Here is a 20781-nt window from a genome sequence, read left to right as displayed (position 1 = left end):
TATTCTGTTTGGGACAAGCTGAGCACATTTTACAGGACCTACCCTGCGGCTGCGTCGTTTTTGATGGAGTCGGGACGATCACATTTGCTAACCGCACGCTGTGCTTGATGCTCAATTACGAGCCGGAAGCGATTCTGGGGCAAAGCATTGAGAAAATCCTTACGATATCAAGCCGGATCTTTCACCAAACCCATTTTTTTCCATTACTTAAATTAAATGGCACGGTCAGCGAAATATTCCTTACCCTGAAACCACTGACTGGCAGCTCAATCCCGGTGATGGTCAATGCTAAAATACAACATGAAAGCGATCCGATTTGTTACGTTTGCGTGTTTGTGTCTGTTTGGGAACGGCGGAAGTACGAGGAGCAGCTGCTTGAAATGAACCGCGTCCAACAGAAAGCACTGGACGAAAATGCTTTGTTGAACAGACTCAAAGATGAGCTGGAATCAAACCAGTTTGCACTTGACAGGAAGATTTCGATTTTGAGCGAGCGCAGTCAGGAGTATTTGCAAATGGGGAAGATATTCATGCATGATATGCAGGAGCCCGTGCGTAAAATAAGCCTCTTCTTCGACACCTTCATGCGCAAAGCCAATATTCCCGAAAACACGGATGATCTCAGACATTTGGCCGTAATAAGAAAATCAATAATGCGTCTGAGATTCATGCTCGGCTCGATGCTCGACTTCGTGCAGGTTAGTAATGCGGCCGATCCGATGACCTTGCTCAAACCCGCAGAGCTCATCACAGAGGCACGTGAACAACTGCTAACGGAACAAAACCTTGCCGATTTGGATATCAGAATTGGCGAACTGCCGGAATTTGATGGCAGGAAGACGCAGATAAAACGGGTCTTTTACGAATTATTGAAGAATGCGGTTGAAAGTAAAGGCCCCAACCGTGAACTGATCGTTCAGGTAACCGCGATCATCTCAGAAGAAAATATTTATAGGAACCATCTGTCAAAATACAAATACGCAGATCATATTAAGATTGAATTTACTGACAACGGAATTGGGTTTGACAGCAGGTTCGATGACTATGTTTTTGGTTTGCTGAATAAGCTTAATGCGGGTTCGCCGGGCTTGGGGGTTGGTCTTGCTTTATGCAAGCAGATCATTTCAAGCCATTACGGGACGATGAAAGTCAAGTCCAGGGTAGGAGAAGGAACCAGCATTATCATTATTTTGCCTCTGAGACAAATACCTGAATACACAAATTAACATTCCGGACATTACCTGGCAGCATAATGGCTGATATAGAAATCCTTGATATTACTGGCAAGTTCACCGATTTGCTCGTAAGTAACGGGTTTTTCAAAGTAACCATACGCCCCGCTTGCAATCACCCTGTCAATTAAAGTTTTGTCGGTAGCTGTTGAGATTGCCAAAACAGGAACGAGCCTGCTGGCCGGGTCAGATTGCATTGCTTTGATCACGTCGAGACCGCTCATGCGCGGCATATTAATGTCCATCAGAACCAATGTCTGTTCGGAGGGCCAGTGACCAACTAAATTTTCAAGAAAGTCGTAACCACTACTGAATTCAATGATATTGACTCTGTCCATTAGCTCACGGACTGCCTGCCTTATAATCATCCGGTCGTCATCGTCGTCATCTACCAGATAAATTGTTCTTTTGTCATTGACCATTTGCATTGTTTTTAAATACCAATTTCACATGACGGCTGTTACAAAGGAGGGGTAAACCAACAGCATCCAAACCACTTGAAAGCAAATTGCGGAATCTGCGCTATTTAGCAAAGCTACTAAGAAATTTCAGATAAGACGTGAAAATGGGTATAGAATGCATTGCGGCGAGGCATTGCCGTTAGTATGTGACCCAATATAACAGGGTCATTGTTTGATCCGTAGGCGGTTGATATCGCTGGGTTTAATTCCGCTTTTATTGGTTGAAAAATTCGACCGGGCATAGGATAGCAGGGTCGCCAACTGTTCATCACTCAGGAATCCGAATGCGGGCATTGCTTCTCCTGGGGGCGATTGCGAACCTTTGAGCAAAAGCGCGATAAGTGCTTCATTGTCACCGGATAGCCGGGCAGATGTTACAAGCGAAGGAAATGATCCCGCAACCCCGCGGCCATCGGCTTTATGGCACGACTGGCAAAAGTTCTGATACAATTCAGAAGCGCCTGTATGGCTTGTTTTCTGCTTGGTTTTAACAGTACGCCTGCTTTTCGGAATAACGCCGCTTTTGCTGATCCGAATGATCCGGTCATCGGTTTTGAGCGGGAAACTGGCTGGCGGGTTCCAGTCGCGGTTGCTGGTGGAGATGTAAATGTCGCCCGAAGGAGAAACGCATACATCGCGCAGCCTGCCAAATTGCTTACTGAATGCAATGTCTTCCTCAACCACTTCTTCCTGCTCCGCGTCCAGTTTCAGGATGCGCAGACTTTGGTCCTTTAATGTACTGAGCAGCAATGCATTTTTCCATTCGGGAATGTTACCATCATAATATTCCATTCCGGCCGGCGCAATGGTCGGCGTCCAGGCTTTCGCAGGAAATGTGCTTTTATGGGCTTTTGCATGTTCCTTTTCCTCCGGCAAATCACCGAATCCGGCCATGTAGGGCCAGCCATAATCGCCATTTTTAACGACCAGGTTAACCTCATCATCGGTGGCATCGCCATGCTCGGCGATGAAAAGGTTGCCGTTTTTGGTAAAGGTCAGTCCCTGCGGAACACGAAATCCCATAGCCCAGGACGCACTTCCGGGATGCGGGTTATCCTTGGGAATTGTGCCATCCAGATTGAACCGGAGCACTTTGCCATTGGCGAATGCCGGATCGTGAATCGTTTCTTTTTGTTTTAAATCACCTGTTGCCCAAAGTAGCTTCCTGTCCTTTGAGATCACAAGCCTGGAACCGTTATGACCCAGGTAGCCGGGAATTTGCTTCAATAAAACCGGATCAATCAGCACCTTACCATTATAGGTATACCTGACGAGTTTTGATACAATGACAGAATCGGGTTGGATATGGGTATAGTTGATAAAAACCTGCGGATGCGTTTTCCAGTCCGGATGCAGGACCATGCTCATCAGTCCAAGGCGTTTTCTGTAATAATCTTTGATCTGCAAAAGCTCCGTGACCTGGCCGGTCTTAGGATTGAGCTTGCTGACCTTCCCGTCGTGATCGGTAAACCATATCATGCTGTCCGGCCCCCATATCATTTCCCACGGCACATTCAGATTTTCAGCAATCGTCGTTACATCCAGAATGGTTGAATCGAGTTCTAATTTTTCTGTCTTAAAGTCGGGCAACGGTTTTGGCGTGTAACCAAACGAGGCCATTACGAATGCAGCCACGCCCGAAAGCGCGGCTAACATATAAATCGGTTTTTTCATCCGGCTATTTCTCAAAATAATGGTAAAAAACTTCCGGCAATTTACCTCCCAGGGAAAGCCAGTCTGCGGCTAGCGGAGCCTTTTTCAGGCCTTCCACCCATTCGTAATTGAGCTCGTACACGAGTGCTTCAATGCCAAATCTTTCCATAAAACCCTCGCCTAATGTTCCCGGGTTACGAAACCCCGGCTTGGTGGAACCTTCGGTATACCAGGTGTATTTCCTTAACAGACTGTCCAGCCTCGCCATATTGGCCCGGTATGCGGTGATATCACCGTCGGGGCGGCTGATGTGCAGGTTACCACCCGCATCGTTATGGACATCAATGCCCAGGTCTGGTTTTTTGCCTGCGGCACCCATTTTGGTAAGCCACTTTTCCAGATAGTAATTTTCTGGCGCAATCAGGGAGTCGGCGGCCTTGTCCCATTTCCGGTTCAGGTCATAACCATTCGCATTGAAACGCGTTTTCCCACGCGCAACGCCATCCTTATTCGTCATAGGCAGAATATACACACAGTAACGTTTGAGATAAAGCTTCATGTCGGCATCATCTTTCAGCAAACGGTCGATGAGGCCTTCCAGCGTCCAGTTGCCACCCGCTTCAAATGCATGCGCGCGGCCGCGGAGAAATATCCTTTTGGGTGCCTTCTCGTTGCCGATTTTGATGATTTCCAGCGAACGGCCTTCGGCTGTCTTGCCAATGGGCGTGATCGTTACCAGTTTGTGGTTTTTGATTCTGGCCAGAAGTTTGTCCAGGTCGCTGATCCGGTATGGTTCAATGCTGGCAATGTAGGCGCTAGGAGCGGTCATTTTGAGTCTGATCAGCATCCGGTTTCCTTCGATGTATTCGGTGGGGCGGCTTTCCCAGGTTTTACCATCGAAGGAGATCACGGCAGGCGACTGTTTGGATATAGGGCTGGCGTGGATGTTGTTCCAGATGTTATCAAAGTTTTGCAGGATCAAAGTCACCTCTTTTCCAACCGGGGCCTCCACCTTGAAATGCCAGTGGTTGTTGGCCCGGTTGAGTGAAAATCGCTCATGGTCATAAACAAGACTGATAATGATCCTGCCGGCGGAATCGGCTTCCCAATTGAGCGGCGAGGCGTTTTCGAAACCTGTATGGATGAAAACGTCGGGTGCAGGTTTGTTATCCTGGGCTGTTTGCCCGATGGCAGCGCTAACGATTTTGAACAAACAAAAAATGAAAACGGCCAGCGACTTGAAAGCATTTTTGAAAAACATATCAGATCTTTTTTAGAAAGTATAACCAGGATTTTGCTTGATCCCCTGCGGGTTCACATCGATCTGCGTCTGAGGAATGGGGAAGACCGCATTGAATTCGGCCACGATGGGCGCTTTGAAATGCTGGTTCATGACCGCAACCTCGCGGCCCGTACGCACCAGGTCAAACCAGCGGTGGCCTTCGAAAGCCAGTTCCACTTGCCGCTCATGCTCAATGGCGAGTGCAAACGCGGCTTTCGACAAGCCTGCCGCAAGCGGCGCCAGTTTCGCCCGCTTCCTCACTGCATTGATGGCTTCGTAAGCTTCGGCAGTAGGGCCGTTACCTGCCTGGCTGATGGCCTCTGCATACATGAGCAGCACGTCCGCATAGCGCAGCACGGTCCAGTTATTATCCGCGTCGCCTTCGGAAAAAGGCGTGTCCTGGTATTTCAATGTGTAGGGATCGGCAACGAACTTGCCGGTCGCAGCGTCGGTATAGCCGGTGGCCAGCGATGCGGCTTTTCGGGCGTCTCCCGGTTCATACGCTGCCACCAGATCGGCCGTGGGGTTGTTTCTGCCTCCTGCAAAACCGACTTTGATGATATTCGTTCCCGAGTTACGAGGCATAAAATTATTATAAAAACTGCTTCCGGTTCCGGTTCCGCCTTTTTTAAATTGAACTTCAAAAATGGATTCCTGGTGGTTGGCGTTGGCTACGGGCCAGAGGGCGGCATAGTCGTCCAGCAACTTGTAATTTCCCTGGTCGATCACTTCTTTCAGCTTGTCTTTGGCTTTCGCAAATTCACCAATGGTCAGGTAAACTTTGCCTAACAGTGCTTTTGCAGCTCCTTTTGTTGCTTTACCAATGTCAGCTCCGGTGTAAGCGACGGGAAGTTTTTGTTCCGCTTCCGCCAGATCGGCGATAATCTGGTTGTAAACCTCCGCCTTGGCTACTCTCGACTGACTGTAACCCTCAGAAACGGACTTGGTTTCGGACAAAACCAACGGAACGTCCCCGAATGTGCGCACGAGGTTGAAATATTTCAAAGCCCGCAAAAATTTCACTTCCCCGATAAAGCGCTCGCGCAGCGCCTGATCCATTGTGGCACCATTGATGTGATCCAGAACCGTGTTGCAAGCCAGGATCCCGCGATAAGTGTCGATCCACATGAGCCGGATGATTTCATTCGTAGACGCCATTTTGAACTGGTCGAGCTCAGCGTCGGGCAGGTTGCCGCCCACTTCGAAGTTCATTGTGTTGTCGGACCTCACTTCGGAAACATTATAATAGGCATAGCCATATTCTCCCGCCGAGGCGAGCATTCCGTATGCTGCATTCACGGCAGCCTGCATGTCGGACGCGTTTCTGTAAAAATTGCTCACGTTGGTAGCATCCCTGGGTGCGAGTTCAAGGAAATCCGAACAGCCGGTGCCAAGCATGCTGAGCGCGCAAAGGATATATGCATTTAATTTCATGTTCGTGTCAGTTTAAGGGCTGGTAATTAAAAGGTCAGGTTCAATCCAAGCGTGAATGTCCGGGCAAGCGGATAACCATTGAAATCCACGCCGGGCGTCAGCGAACTGCTGCCGTTCAGGCTTTGTTCGGGGTTGTAACCCAGATATTTGGTGAATGTAAATGCGTTTTGAACAGACAGATTAATGCTCGCAGCACGTGCATAAGCCACTTTCCCGATCTTTTCCGGCAGCGCATAACGCAGATTAATGTTTCGTATCCTAAAAAACGAGGCGTCCTCCACCAGCAGGCTTGATACATAGCTCACATTACCGCCGGTAGCAACCGTGTTGGCGCGCGGCGTGCGTCCGTCACCTGGTTTGTCGGCAGATTGCCATCTACCCAACACATCCCTGCGGCTGTAACTGCCATTCACAAGCCCAAGGTTTCTTCTCGAACCATTCAAGAGTTCAAGTCCCTGTACACCGTCTGCAAGAATGCTCAGGTTTAGCCTTCCGAAGCTGAAATTGTTGGTAATGCCGTAAAAGAAGTCGGGATGGTTGTTTCCGATGATGGTAACATCGTTGGGTGTAATGGTGCCGTCGCCGTCCACGTCCTTATATTTCAAATCCCCAGGCCGCGAGCTGCCTTTTACCGACGGCAGGTTATCTACTTCTTCCTGCGATTGGTAAACGCCAATCGCCTCGTATCCCCAGTAACTGCCAATCGGCTGGCCGATCTTTGTAATGTGCGTATTGGGACTAAATGAAGGGCTTTTTGAAATGATCGGATTGCCCTCGGGCCCTAGTGCGATGACTTTATTCCGGTTGAACGAAATGTTGAAATTGGTCGACCATTTAAATGCTTTCACAAAATTTTTCGAGCTCACACTGAATTCCCAACCCTTGTTATTGAGCTTGCCGATATTTTGCAGAGCCGTTTCGTAACCCGTAGAGGCGGGGACGGGCACATTCAGCAGCAGGTCGGTGGTATTTTTATTGTAGTAATCAATGGTGAACATCAGGCGGTTACGGAGTATACCAAAATCAATTCCAATGTCCATTTGATGCATGACTTCCCAGCCCAGCTGCTCGTTTGTGATGGAAGAGGGGTAAAGACCGTACACGACGCTGCCGGTCCCCGCACCCAAGCTGTATCGCCGGTTGGACAAAAGGCCTATGTGGCTGTAATTTCCAATGGTGTTATTGCCGGCGAGTCCGTAACTGGCGCGCAATTTCAGGTCGGTAACCACGTGCTGACTGCTCAAAAAAGGCTCTTCTGACAAATACCAGCCCAGCGAAGCGGAAGGGAATGTTCCCCATTTGTTTTTGGACCCGAAGCGCGACGATCCATCCCGCCGGACCGTGGCCGACAGCAGATATTTGCTCGCAAATGTATAGTTAACCCGCCCCAGGTAGGAGAGCAGCGACCATTCTGACATGCCCGTTCCTCCGCTTGTAACCTGTCCTGCATTCAATGTAGGCACAAGGTCCGTCGGGAAATTGGTGGCAGCAAGAGAAGTATACTCGTATTTCGCTTTTTGGGAAGTAAAACCGGCGAGCACATCCAGCTCGTGTTTGCCATTGAAGGTCTTTTTGTAACTCAGCACGTTTTCGTTCAGCCAGTTGATGTCCCTGCCGTTGCTGGCGGATGCTCTGGCTTGCACCGGTGCGGGAACGCCGTTGCTTCCGAGGTCAGAAGGGTAAAAGGTGTTCTGGCGGGCGTCGGAGTAATCAATCCCGAAAGATGTCCTGAATTTCAGGTTTTCGAGAATGTTGATTTCTGCATAAATGTTGCCTAATGTCCTGAAAACAGTCTTTTTATCTTTGATCTTACTTGCAATCGCAACCGGGTTATCGATCACGCCCAGGTTGTAAGGGGAAGTTCCCAACAATGTGGTGAAGGTGCCATCGGGGTTGTAGACGGGGACGGTTGGCGGCATGGAAAGCGCTGATGCCAGGATGCCGCTTGAAAAAACCTGGTCTTCAACGGGTAGTAATTTATTGGATGAAAATGAAGGCGCAATGTTAACACCCACTTTTACGGCCTTTGAAACCGAATGATCCAGGTTAATGCGCGCGGAATATCGGTCAAACCCCGTGTTCATGACCACACCGTCCTGTTTGAAATATGCCCCGGAAAGAAACAGCTGCGTTTTTTCGCTTCCCGCGGATACGGAGAGCTGGTGGTTCTGGATGGGCGCAGTCCTGAAAACTTCATCCTGCCAGTCTGTTCCTTTTCCGAGCGATTCCGGGTTTTTGAACATTTCTGGAATTTGGAGTGTGGCTGGTCGTAAGTCGTTGGGGTCAGTGGGTTTGCCGCCGCGGTCTACCCATGCATTGTTCCTGGCCTCGGTGTTGAATTCGGCATATTCCCTGGCATTGAGCATATCGATTTTGTTGGCGACCTGCTGCACGCCGTAATACGTATCGAGCTGAATCGTGGACTTGCCCATCTTGCCGTGTTTGGTTGTGACGAGCACCACACCATTGCTTCCGCGCGAGCCGTAAATGGCTGCTGCCGAGGCATCTTTCAGTATTTCAATGGACTCGATGTCATTGGGATTAATCGTCGAAAGGGGATTGAAGCTGCTGTTGAAATCCCCTGAAACCGGAAATCCATCGATCACATACAAGGGCTCGTTGCCTGCGCCAATGGAACCTGTTCCGCGCACACGGACAGAAACGCCGCCGCCCGGCGCACCCTTGGATTGAGAAACGCTCACACCGGCAATCTGCCCGGCCATGGCTTGATCCAGGCTTGTTAATGGTTGATTTTCAATGCTTTTCATGGGGACAGATGCCACAGAACCGGTAATGCTGCTTTTGTTTTGGGTTCCATAACCCACCACCACCACATCATTGAGTGACTTGGTATCAACAGTCATGCCGAAATTGATCTCCGTCCGGCTGCCCGCAATGACCTCCTGACTTTTGTAACCCACAAAACTGACGATCAATGTCACATCACCGGCTTGCGTGGCCCCGTCGGGGATAATGAGCTGATATTCACCATTGCCGTCCGAAGTGGTGCCCATTTGTGAATTTTTAACCAAAACACTTACCCCCGGAAACGCATTGCCATTTTCATCGGTGATCTTTCCTCTGATCCGCCGGTCGATGGGCTGGGGCACAGGTTCGATGCTTTTTAAATTAAGGTTTATATCCTGCCTGATAGCCGGAATTTTTAGCGGCTGCACGTTTTCCCTGGCTGCGTTTTTTACCGCTTTTTTTACAACAATGTTCTGATTGAAAATCTTGTACGTAAGCGGCAGGTCCCTGAAAAGTGTCGTCAGCGCCTGGTCGATGCTGGCGTTCTTTACCCGGAGTGATACTTTCTGTGATTCCGGCAAATCGAGTTTGTCGTACAAAAACAGGTAACCGCTCTGTTTTTCAATGGTTTTCAAGACATTTTCAACGGGTAGGTTTCGGGCATGAAACGATATTTTCTGACTGTATCCGTCCGCAGTGACCTGCGTGAGGGTGACAATGAGCAAAAGGAAAATTCGAGTCATAATGGTTACTATTTTTGCAGGGAGGCCCGCCTGCTCGTACCCGCATAGGACGGACAACAAGTTTATTTTCATAACTTTGTAAAGTTTAGGAATAGCAAATTGACTTTTGAAGAGAAGCTCGGTGGTGCGCCTGAACATCCGGGGAAAATGTTAGCGCATTTTCCCTTTTTGTTTAAACGGCATCACGCTCACGGCGAATAATTTGGAATTGGTGTCATGATGAGAAAAGGTTTGGGTTTATAAAATGTAAAACGTTTAACTATATACGCGTCAAGGATCAATGATCATTCTGGAACCTTCTATGCGGCAGTTCACACCTGCATACCGAAGCATTCCCGACACTTCCGACAAGTTCACATGGCGGGAAACGCGTCCGGTAAACTGACGCACCGGGATCGTTCCGGCATACAAAACCTCTACGTCATACCACCGTGAAATCTGCCGCATGACTTCTTCAACACTGGCGTCTTTGAAATAAAACATGCCATTTTTCCAGGCAACCGCCTCATCCAGTGCAATGTACTGGGTCTTGATCTTTCCGGTTGAAAGCACCGCTGCCTGCTGCCCGGGTTTGAGTTTTGTATTTTGGTTCACATTCCTGATAAATACCGAACCTTCCACCAGCGTCGTTTTGGACGGGCCTTCTTCCGGGTAAGCCATAATGTTGAAGCTCGTTCCCAAAACCTGCACCTCAGATTTATTAAATTTCACCCGGAATGGCCGGCCCTTGTCTTTGGCAACCTCAAAATAAGCCTCACCTGTAATCTCCACTTTTCGTTCCGAGGAAGGAAAAGTAGATGGGAAGCGAATGGATGACGACGCATTGAGCCAGACCTTACTTCCGTCGGGCAGGAGCACTTCGTACTGTCCGCCCTTGGGTGTGGAAAGGGTGTTTATACTGACCTTCTCCGTTGCATTCCCTGGTTTTGCATTATAAACCAATATTCCTTCCTGTGATTTGCTCACTTCCGCAGCGCCTTGTCGTGTCAGGAAGCCGCTTTTTGCGCTGGCTAGTTCTATGGCTGAGCCGTCAGAAAGCGTCAGCAGGGCCTTGGCTCCGCCTGGTTTGACATCGCTGGTCTTTGTTTGAGCCCTAAGAACGATTTTCGTTGCCGGATCAGGGGTTAATTTCCACCAGGCTCCCAGACCAATCAAAACAAAAACAGCGGCGGCAGCGGCGTACCGAAGCCAGCCTATGCGGATCACCTTTGTTTGTTTTTCGTCTTTTAGCGTTGCATCGAGGATGGAACTCAGCATAGCATTGCTTGTCTCATTGGTAAGAATGCCATCGCTGGGGTTCAGTTCTTCCCAGCCTTTTTTTAGAAATCTTTCCAAAACCGCATCGTCTTTGGATGAACGTATAAACGCCATTAATTCCCCTTTTTCCGAGGCTGTTGCCAACCCGTTGTAATAGCGGTTAAACAATTCCTCCAGACGCATTTCGGGATTCTCCATCAGCAGCAACATTACTTGTGGTATGTGCTTATAGGACAATCACCCGCCGGAAAAGGGGGTATGCTTTTTAGTAAAATTTAAAGAATATTTTGAATAAAAAATAAAGTGCTGATAATGAACTTTTTAGTGATGTATCCCGAAATAAATTCCGTCGCGATTTGCAGATATTTTTTGACAGTCTCCTTCGAAAGTCCCATTCTCATGGCTACCTCCGTGTAGGTAAGCCGCTCGTGGCGGGCGAGAAGATAGGCCTGACGCTGCTGGGGCGGCAGCCGGTCAATCGCTTCATCTATCAGGATATAACGGTAATCTTCCTCGGTTGTCTCCGGTAACGGCATCTGGTCCAGGGCCGGGTCGAGGTCGGTTGTCAGCGCTTTTTCGCGCGCCGTTCTTTTCAGACAATTTAATGCGGCGTTTTTTGAAATGACGTAGAGATACACCGGGAAGTTTCCGATCCCGGTCAGCGTTTCCCGGTTGAGCCATATTTTCAGGAACACATCATGCACGACTTCTTCGGCCAACTCGGTGGATTTGGTGATCCGGTAAATGTGGACAGCGAGTCTTTGATGGTAACGATTGTATAATGCTGTGAAAGCCCTTTCATCTCCCTGAGCAACTGCCAGTAAAAGCGCAATGTCCTGATCCAAAGGAGGTAGATTGGGTTTGTGTAATAAAACATGTTAGTCTCCGCTTCTTGCAAAAGCGCTTCAAGGTAAGCAAAGAATCCAATTTATAAATTCTAATTGAAACAGGGCATGGAATCGCAAATGCGCACCATAACTTCCGGTTTTGCCTCTCCCAACGGATCCCGATAAGTCACTTGCAGTGGACAGGCATGAAGGCGGTAGCGTTTTTTTTTCTATTTTCGCTCAAAATTTGAGCTGTCCTTCAACGTGGCAACTCTTACATATTAAATTCCAAAAACAGATTTATGAGACCCCAAGTTGATGTTGGCATTGCTTTCTACGGCAAACCCTATCAAACCATTGTGACAATCAAGTCGCTCATTCAGCATAGTGGACAATACATCGACAAGATCTATATTTCCCGCGAACGCAAGCAGCCGCACGAAGATTATGTCGGGATTTTCAAGGTGATTGATTACTTCCGGAATGACCCTAATGTGCGCCTCGTTATCCAATATCCGCATTACCATCTAGGCCTGGGCGTGATGGACCTGGAACGGGCAAAAACCGATGCCCGGTGGAGACACAGCATTATGTACCAATATGCGCTGGAAACCACGGATAAGAAATATATGTGCATTATGCACAACGACATGCTGTTCCACGCCGACATGATCGGGATCATGCTGGACCAAATGATGGCCGGGCCTGAGAATCTGATCGGGATGGGATCCATTGGTCAATGCTGGAGTTGCCCGGCGGGAATGGATTGGTCCGGCAAATGCAATCCTTTCGTTTTTCAGGATTATGTTCCTTCTTACGAGGAAGCCATGGAAATCACCGAGACTTATAACACGCCGCGCCAGCAGATCCAGAAGAACGTGATCAACGGCGGCAGAGTGCATATCCTTCCCGAATGCCGGTTGAATGAATATTGTGCGCTTATTAACGTGGAAAGTTATCAGAAAGAAACCGTTCCCAATGGTGATGTTGCGTGCTATGGAGGCAACTGGGGTGGGGTGGACAACGCCACAATATGGTCACACGATGTATATAAAAGAGGATATCGGTTCAAGCACATTACCCTAGAAGATTATACAACGCATGCGCCTTTCGATAGCACGAGCAGCGGCACACAGGCGAACAATAATCGGAATCTTTACCATCAATCGGAAGAAAGAGCAAAGGAGTATCTTGAAAAAACCTACGGTCCGATCCGGTTTTCGAGCTATGTGTCCCGATCCAATTTCATTGATTCGGTAAAAAGAAAAGCATGGCTGTCCGTTATCCATACATACGGCTATTTCAAAAACTTAGTTAAAAAATAATGCAGAGCACCTTGAACCGTGGCTTGAAATTGCTGTTCAGATCCGTCATACTAGCCCTGATTGTTCTCAGTGTTATTGAATTAACCTACCGTGTTATCACGGCCTATTATGCCAAAAATGCATTTACTGCTGCGCTTATAGACAAACATGCTTATGCAAAGTCAATTTCTTCTCCCAAAATCATCCTGGTAGGAGGCTCAAACCTGGCTTTTGGCATCAATTCCGCCATGTTGAGTAAAATGACCGGAATGCCGGTGGTCAATATGGCCCTGCTCGCGCCGCTTGGCATCGACTTTATTTTGTCCGACGCGCTGGGCTACATCAACAAGGGAGACATTGTGATCATGTCGTTTGAATATGATGTTTTCCCCAAAGGGGATGTGGAGTCGCAACTTTCCGTCGTGGATTTTGTGCCGGAGGATAAGCATTTTGTCACTTACAAGGATGGTTTGGCAGAGAAATGGAAAGCGCAGTTTTTGCATCGTTTGCAGGCTCCGTTAAGTATTGAGATCATTCTTCAGAATCCCACGGTCGAAGATCCTTACGCTATTTATTTCCGCAAAGCGTTTACCCCGCAGGGCGATATCGTCAGCCATCTCAACAACATTACACGCACAGTGGATGCAGGTCCGAACACGACGAGCCTCTTCCCGTACGAAGGGCAGGCTGAGACAATGAATGCCTTTACGGAGCGGTTCATACAGAAAGGGGCGAAGGCTTATTTTCTGTATCCGACGATAGCCGAAAGCTTTTATAAAAACTCAGCCGTGGCGGTGGGGAAGCTTAATGAGCGTTATAAAAAACATTTGAAAGCACCCATCTTATCCGAACCCAGGCAGTCGGTGTATGCAGATAGCCTGTGTTTTGACACGGTGTATCATTTGAAAGGGAAAGCGAGGGACGAACATACGGAAAAGGTCGCGGGTACTTTGCTCCGTCTCGGCAAGTAATTCATTCAAGTCAATTAAAAGATTATAATGCTATTCAATTCTATTGAATTTTTAATTTTTTTTCCTGTCGTAACGATTCTGTATTTCCTGCTGGAACATCGGTATCGCTGGATGTTGCTGCTCGCGGCAAGCTGCTATTTTTACATGGCATTCAGGCCCATCTACATCCTGATCCTGGCCTTTACCATTGTACTCGATTACTATGCAGGCATTTTGATAGAAGAATCGACGGCGGGAAAGAAAAAGCGGTATCTGATTTTAAGCATCTTTGCAAACGTTGGCGTACTTGCTGTTTTTAAGTATTATAATTTCTTCGCCGCGGAACTCAACACAACATTCAATACTGACACACCCTTACTGAACATACTGCTGCCCGTAGGCTTGTCTTTTCACACTTTTCAGGCCATGAGTTATACGTTTGAAGTATACCGTGGGAACCAGAAAGCCGAACGTCATTTCGGGATTTATTCACTTTATGTGATGTTTTATCCGCAATTGGTAGCAGGGCCTATCGAGCGTCCCCAGAACATTCTGCACCAGTTTTATATCAAGCACAAGTTTGACTATGAGCAGGTAAGAAGCGGATTGCTGCTGATGGCATGGGGGATGTTCAAGAAAGTCGTTATTGCGGATCGTCTGGCTATTTTCGTCAACCAGGTCTTTGATTATCCGACGCAGTATTCCGGCCCTTCGCTGGTAGTGGCAGCCGTCTTCTTTTCATTCCAGATCTTTTGCGATTTTTCGGGCTACTCCGACATTGCCATCGGATCCGCGCAGGTGATGGGCTTTACGCTGATGAAGAATTTTGACCGTCCTTATTCCTCCAAAAGCATCTCGGAATTCTGGCGCAGATGGCACATATCCCTGTCGACCTGGTTCCGTGATTATCTCTATATCCCTTTGGGCGGCAATCGTGTGGGGAGAAACCGGGCTTTACTCAATCTATTTATCGTTTTCCTCGTCAGCGGGCTCTGGCACGGGGCAAACTGGAATTATATAATCTGGGGCGCGCTGCACGGCTTTTATCTCGTTTTTGCACTGGCTACCCAAAAGCCGAGAACCTACATCCAGTCGCTGGTGGGATTGGACCGGGTTCCCTGGCTTCATAACGGCATCCAGGTCCTGACCACCTTTGTGCTGGTTACATTTGCCTGGATCTTTTTCCGCGCCGACTATTATAATACGGATATAATGTGGAATCTTGTAAAAAGTTTAGGAAAGGGTTGGCCATCGGTCCAGGAGTTTTTCAGCACACAATATTTTATGGAAAACATTTGTCTGGGGCAAAAGCGCAGAACGTTCTTTACAGCCATTGCTCTCATTGTCTTTTTGGAAATGGTCCATCATTTTCAGAAGAAAAACAGCCTCAGACTTTCGCTTTCCTATCAGCCTCTGTGGGTGCGGTGGAGCTTCTATTCCATTTTCGTGCTAGCCATTTTATATCTGGGAGTTTTTGATAACACACCTCAATTTATATATTTCCAATTCTAGATCTTAGACCGTGATCCGGGAAAAACAGAAGCAATTCCTCATTTATCTGCTAATGGCTGCTCCGGTCATTGCGTTTGCTGTTTTTATCTTCAAACACGCGATTAATGTGCCTTTTATGGACGATATGGAACTTGTTGATTCCATCAATGTCCTAAAAAACGGAACGGCGGATGTATTTACCACGCTTGTCAGGCAGCAGAACGACCACCGGTCTACGTTTCCGCGGTTGGGTATAATTCTTAGTTACTTGCTGAGCGGCACGCTGGATTTCAGGCTCACGATCCTGCTGGGTTACTTCAACCTGATACTTTTGGGTTATGCTTTTTACTTGATTTACAGGTCTGCCAATAAGGAGATTACGCTCTTTCTGCCCGTAATGCTGTTGCTGTTTTCGCCCCTGGTGTATTATGTTCATCTTTGGAGCCTTACCGCTTTCCAGCACACGCTTTCGATTGCGTTTTCCATTTTGTGCCTGTATTTTTTGCAGCCGGAGAAAAAATCCTCCTGGCTTTTCGCATTTCCAATCGCCGTTGCAGCCACGCTCACCAACCTCGACGGCATCAGCGTTATGCCGGTTTGTATATTCTGGCTGCTCACACAAAAGCGCTGGAAAGACAGCCTGATTTTCACAGGGCTGACAGTCGTATATCTCATTTTTTATTTTACCGATTTCAAACTTTCTTCTGCCAGCCAGATAGGCTTTACAATGACCAGCCTGCCGGTTATGGCGCATGCTTTCATCGTTGTTACGGGCTCGTTCGCCAGATTTATTTCGGATACATATGGCATATTGCTGTCTACGATCCTGGGATCCGGCATTCTGCTAACCTTTCTTGCATTTAAATTTTTCCCCCGTTCCGAAGGTGGCTATCGCTTCTCATTTCCTGAAATCTGGAAGCTGGACCTGACCGATATCTGCTTTTTGAGAATGCTGGGCAGTATGGGGATGATCATGATCGGCCGCTATGCCGAAGGCGTGGGAACGATGATTGCGCCCAGGTTTCAGATTTACGCTGTCAGCGTTCTTATCCTGTCTTATTTGTTTTTAGTTAAAAGCGCGCCCTTCAGTAAAGCTGCTTTTTTCAAAATCGCTGTCATAAGCATCGCATTGGTTTTAAGCGTTTACAGTTACAGAAAATATGACAAGGCTGTTAATTTCAACGACGCCGGACTGAAAGCGGATAGTTATAATTACACCAGGAACAGGCTCTTCCTGCATCAATATTATAACCTGCCCGACCCGGAGCCCTCATTTTATGAAAACTACACCTTTCCTGAATATTTCGGCAAAAAGGTGATCGATACGTGGAAAACTGCTTCTGGGGGCGAAAGTGATCTGGGCATACAGGTGACCGAATATCCGGATCTGCCGAGATATAAAACTTACCTCTACCGGGTGAAAGCGATCAAAGTTTCCAATGTTGGGGGAGAAGTTCCTGGTAAGGATGTATATCTGGGCCTGACCGAAAATGCAGATCCCAACCGGTTCTATCTCGTGGCGCTTAAGGACGACCGGCCGTCATGGAAGAGCGGAAAAGTAATGGCGGGGGAATTTAATGTAGAAATTCCTGGCAAAATAAAGGCGGGAACTTATACTGCTACATTGTGCTGGCTGGACGACGATCAGCCCCGGTTCAAGATGATTTCCAAAAATGTTTCGCTTTGAGCAGCTTTAAACATGCGCTAAATAGCTTTATGTTTGTGCAAATCGGGCTCATTGGATGAATGAAAAAATAAGATATTTCCGGAAAACGCTGGACCACATATTGATAGCGATGAGTGTCGTTTGTGCAATGGTGGTTGTTTTTCATTTGGGCTACAACAGAGACCCGAAAATTGAGCAGCTTACCAACCGCATTTTGGAATGGTGCTTCTTATTTTTCACCTTGGCACTGGCTGCCAAGACTTTCACGGCGTTTAAAAGCAAGTCTTCGATTATTTCCCGAGTGGGAGAGGCGCTGCTGCTGTTTTATTTTCTCGCTGTTATCATTGCCGACAGTTACCATTTTTCCGGAACGGACGGAACAGAAATTGTGAAACCGGAATGGATGTATGTGGGCATTTTCGCGATACTCATCATTGAAGTTTCCAAGCAGACGCTGTTCTTTGATAAGTTTTATTTCAATCCCACGCTGCTTTTCGTACTGAGCTTTCTGACATTGATCCTGATCGGCACGGCGCTGTTGCTGCTGCCCAAAACCACACACCATCAACAGCTTACATTTGTAGACGCGCTTTTTATTGCAACGAGTGCGGTTTGCATTACCGGACTTTCTGTTGTGGACATTGCCTCGGAGTTCACGCGCTTCGGCCAGACCATTCTGCTTATGCTTGTACAGATCGGCGGGCTGGGTATCATGACATTTACGGGGTTTTTCGGCTACTTTTTTTCGGGTGGATTTTCCTATAAAAACCAGCTGATGTTTACCGAGCTGATCGGTGAGAATAAGGTGAGTTCGGTGATTTCCACGTTATATAAAATCATCCTGGTTACGTTTTTTTTCGAAATTGTAGGCGGTGTGCTCATCTATCTCAGCCTGGAACCGGACGATTTTGAAGGCCATGCAGAGCAGCTTTATTTTACTGTGTTTCACGCCATAAGCGCCTTTTGTAATGCGGGATTTTCTACCGTTCCGGATGGCATGAACAATGCGGCGCTCCGGTTTAACTACGAGCTGCATCTTTCGCTCATTCTGCTATATGTGATGGGTGGATTGGGCTTCGGGATCATTTTCAATTCCTATGAATTTATCCGGCGCTGGGCCTACAACCTTTATCACAGGGTACGGCACGGGCGTCATTTCATTTACAGGGCGCGCGTCATTGCTTTCAACTCTAAAATCATCGCTTATACGAGCTTTTTTCTCATATTATTTGGGTTTACAGTGGTTTTCATTCTAGAGTATAACCACACGCTTCTGGCGCATGAGACTTACTACGGCAAGATTGTGACGGCCTTGTTTATCGGCACGAGCCCGCGGTCGGCAGGATTTAATACGGTTGTAATGAGTCAATTGGCTTTTCCGACTGTGATGCTCATTTTTCTGTTAATGTGGATTGGTGCTGCGCCTGGTTCTACCGGCGGGGGGATCAAGGTTACTACATTTGCATTGGCGATCCTTAACATTGCCACATTATCAAGAGGAAAAGGAACGATTGAAGTATTTGGGAGAAAAGTTTTGCAGGAGTCGATCTCTAAGGCGCTGGGAATTATCTCGTTATCGCTGATCTTTCTTGGCATTGCCATCTTCTTATTGTCGGTCACAGATCCCGATAAACATCTCATTTCACTTGCATTTGAAACATTCTCGGCATACAGCACCACCGGGCTCAGCCTGGGAGTGACGCCGGAACTGAGCAGCGCCGGCCGCCTCGTGATCATCGCAACCATGTTCATAGGCAGGGTAGGCTCGCTGACATTGCTCGTGGCCATTGTCCGGAATGCAAGACCAACAAATTATCAGCTCCCGGGCGAGCAGATGAACTTTTAAACCCGTAAAAAATGAAATACATCATATTTGGATTGGGGAGTTTCGGTAAATCCCTGGCAACCCGCCTGACAGAACTGGGGCACGAGACCATCGGCGTGGACAATAACATGCAAAAGGTGGAACAGCTGAAAGAGCGCATTACGCATACGGTTTGCATGGATTGTACGGATAAGAATGCAGTGAGTTCGCTGCCGCTCAAAGATGCAGATGCGGTAATCGTGGCCATTGGTGAGGACGAAGGCGCATCGCTGCTGGCGACGGCATTGCTCAAACAACTGGGCGTGAAAAAGATCATCGGCCGGGTCGTATCGGACCTTCAAAAGACTGTTCTGGAAGCGATGCAGATAGAAGAATACATTCTGCCGGAAGAGGAATCCGCGGAACGGCTCGCAATGCGGCTGGATAATTCGGGAATTGTCGATTCATTTAAAGTGTCGGAAAAATACAGCATCATTGAAACACGCGTCCCATCACGTTATGTGGGAAAAACGCTCGCAGAGGCCGATCTCACAAACCGTTACAATGTAATCGTATTAACCGTGCTGACCTTGTCGAAAGGATCTGAAAACGGGCTGGCGAAGATATTTAAAAGGGCTTCGGGCATTGCTACGCCCGGCACCATTATGCATGAGGACGAAGTGCTGGTCCTTTTTGGGGAATTGAAAGACATCGAAAACCTGATGCACTGACGTTATCCGGAACAGCGCAAATTTTCTTACTATACCAAAGGTTACTGCTAACCTTTGGTATAGTACTATACTTTCCATAGCATAAGTAGCTAAGTTTGTACGGCCATATCAATCATGGTTTGTATCAATTTAACTTTTATGCAATGTCAAAAATAACCTGGAATGTCGACCCGATGCACTCGGAAGTGCAGTTTAAAGTAAAACACCTGGTGATCTCAACCGTAACCGGATCATTCAAATCATTCAATGGCAGTGCTGTTACGGAAGGGGAGCAGTTTGAAAACGCAGCTATTGATTTTACAATCGATGTAGACAGCGTGGACACCGGTCAGCCGGGACGTGACGAACATTTACGAAATACAGATTTTTTCGAAACAGCAACTTATCCGCAGTTTCATTTCAAATCGACAACATTTACAAAAATCAAAGGAGATTTATATAAACTGACAGGTAACCTGACCATTAAAGGGATTACCAAAGAGGTGGAGCTGGAAGCAGAATATGGCGGAACGGAAAGGGATCCGTGGGGCAATACCAAGGTGGGATTCGAGGTGACAGGAACTATTGACAGGAAGGATTTCAATGTCACTTTTAATTCGCTGACGGAAACCGGTGGTTTGGCCTTGGGCGAGAATATTAAAATTATCGCAAATATTCAGCTTGCGAAAGACGTTGTAAATGAAGCGGTTGCCGCCTGATACATTACATTAGCATACCGATCAGCAGAAGTTTAAAACGCGCGACTTACTTGCTTCAACGGCTTAAATGTTGGAGCAAGTAACTCGGTGCGGATTTTTTTATTGATGGTCAGCCATATCTTACTGCGTTGTCAGAGCAGTGTGAAGCTGGAAACTGCTAGTCAATTCTGCCTAGTTCTTGTCTCATGTCATACCACGCCTGAATGTCATTGTCTGCTGCATCAGTGTGATTGGCTTTCAGGTATTCCAGGAAGGTAAATTTTGCATCGTCTGATTGCAAATGCAGGTTATCTTCTACTCCCTCCGCATGAACGAGATATTCATAACCGTCATTCGTGACTTCTTTGGACGTGTAGAATTTTCCGGATTTCTCAAAGTTGTTTACCGAACTATATAAATCATATACATCTTGATCGCCCCTCAAATCCACACTGGACAGCCAGGTTTCATAATCTGTCGTTTTTGCCATTTCAATTATAAGTTGTTTGCCATTCAAACGA

Annotated in this window: 16 protein-coding genes; 8 read left to right on the top strand and 8 right to left on the bottom strand. The window is 47.5% G+C overall.

What is annotated here, in order from left to right:
• Positions 1-8 precede the first annotated feature (8 nt).
• Positions 9-1226 carry a PAS domain-containing sensor histidine kinase gene (locus G395_RS0104740; protein WP_084439387.1) on the top strand — a complete coding sequence of 406 codons (1218 nt, stop codon included), beginning with the start codon at positions 9-11 and terminating at the stop codon, positions 1224-1226.
• Positions 1227-1237: 11 nt separating this feature from the next.
• On the opposite strand, the gene G395_RS0104735 is transcribed toward G395_RS0104740, so the two are convergent.
• From G395_RS0104735 to G395_RS0104705, 7 genes are all read right to left on the bottom strand, one after another.
• Positions 1238-1654, bottom strand: coding sequence for a response regulator (locus tag G395_RS0104735; RefSeq protein WP_169719998.1), 417 nt, complete (start codon positions 1652-1654; stop codon positions 1238-1240).
• A gap of 204 nt (positions 1655-1858) precedes the next feature.
• A complete protein-coding gene (locus G395_RS28560; protein WP_051349985.1) occupies positions 1859-3367 on the bottom strand; it encodes a PQQ-dependent sugar dehydrogenase in 1509 nt (502 codons plus the stop codon).
• 4 nt (positions 3368-3371) lie between these two features.
• Positions 3372-4607, bottom strand: a complete 1236-nt coding sequence (locus G395_RS28555; protein WP_084439385.1) for a M14-type cytosolic carboxypeptidase — start codon at positions 4605-4607, stop codon at positions 3372-3374.
• Positions 4608-4619: 12 nt separating this feature from the next.
• Complete coding sequence (locus G395_RS0104720; RefSeq protein ID WP_026629018.1) at positions 4620-6062, bottom strand: RagB/SusD family nutrient uptake outer membrane protein; 1443 nt, start codon at positions 6060-6062, stop codon at positions 4620-4622.
• A gap of 26 nt (positions 6063-6088) precedes the next feature.
• Positions 6089-9553: a TonB-dependent receptor gene (locus G395_RS0104715; RefSeq protein WP_229203986.1), complete on the bottom strand. Its 3465-nt coding sequence runs from the start codon at positions 9551-9553 to the stop codon at positions 6089-6091.
• A gap of 270 nt (positions 9554-9823) precedes the next feature.
• Positions 9824-11008 (bottom strand): FecR family protein, encoded by a 1185-nt coding sequence (locus G395_RS0104710; protein ID WP_229203985.1) that lies wholly within the window; start codon positions 11006-11008, stop codon positions 9824-9826.
• A 77-nt stretch (positions 11009-11085) separates the two neighbouring features.
• Positions 11086-11655: an RNA polymerase sigma factor gene (locus tag G395_RS0104705; RefSeq protein ID WP_026629015.1), complete on the bottom strand. Its 570-nt coding sequence runs from the start codon at positions 11653-11655 to the stop codon at positions 11086-11088.
• A 284-nt stretch (positions 11656-11939) separates the two neighbouring features.
• Between G395_RS0104705 and G395_RS0104700 the strand changes: the two genes are divergently transcribed.
• The 7 genes from G395_RS0104700 (at position 11940) to G395_RS0104670 (ending at position 20281) form a co-directional block, all read left to right on the top strand.
• Positions 11940-12962, top strand: a complete 1023-nt coding sequence (locus G395_RS0104700; RefSeq protein WP_026629014.1) for a hypothetical protein — start codon at positions 11940-11942, stop codon at positions 12960-12962.
• The gene (locus G395_RS0104695) at positions 12962-13912 is read left to right on the top strand and encodes a P-loop NTPase family protein (RefSeq protein WP_026629013.1); all 951 of its coding nucleotides are present in this window, start codon (positions 12962-12964) and stop codon (positions 13910-13912) included. The genes G395_RS0104700 and G395_RS0104695 overlap by 1 nt, the downstream gene beginning before the upstream one ends.
• A 27-nt stretch (positions 13913-13939) precedes the next feature.
• On the top strand, positions 13940-15403 hold the full coding sequence (locus tag G395_RS0104690; RefSeq protein ID WP_026629012.1) for an MBOAT family O-acyltransferase: 1464 nt from the start codon (positions 13940-13942) through the stop codon (positions 15401-15403).
• 10 nt (positions 15404-15413) lie between these two features.
• On the top strand, positions 15414-17069 hold the full coding sequence (locus G395_RS0104685) for a hypothetical protein (RefSeq protein ID WP_026629011.1): 1656 nt from the start codon (positions 15414-15416) through the stop codon (positions 17067-17069).
• A gap of 55 nt (positions 17070-17124) precedes the next feature.
• On the top strand, positions 17125-18894 hold the full coding sequence (locus G395_RS0104680) for a TrkH family potassium uptake protein (protein ID WP_026629010.1): 1770 nt from the start codon (positions 17125-17127) through the stop codon (positions 18892-18894).
• An 11-nt stretch (positions 18895-18905) separates the two neighbouring features.
• Positions 18906-19583 carry a potassium channel family protein gene (locus tag G395_RS0104675; protein ID WP_026629009.1) on the top strand — a complete coding sequence of 226 codons (678 nt, stop codon included), beginning with the start codon at positions 18906-18908 and terminating at the stop codon, positions 19581-19583.
• A 143-nt stretch (positions 19584-19726) separates the two neighbouring features.
• Entirely contained in the window at positions 19727-20281 is a 555-nt protein-coding gene (locus G395_RS0104670; protein WP_026629008.1) for a YceI family protein, read from the top strand.
• A gap of 157 nt (positions 20282-20438) precedes the next feature.
• Here the strand turns inward: G395_RS0104670 and G395_RS0104665 are convergent, their stop codons facing one another.
• Entirely contained in the window at positions 20439-20750 is a 312-nt protein-coding gene (locus tag G395_RS0104665; protein ID WP_026629007.1) for a hypothetical protein, read from the bottom strand.
• Positions 20751-20781: the final 31 nt, after the last annotated feature.

The organism is Dyadobacter alkalitolerans DSM 23607, assembly GCF_000428845.1.
Classification (GTDB): domain Bacteria; phylum Bacteroidota; class Bacteroidia; order Cytophagales; family Spirosomataceae; genus Dyadobacter; species Dyadobacter alkalitolerans.
Note: the sequence above shows the minus strand (reverse complement) of the source record. Positions and strands in the feature narration are given on the sequence as shown.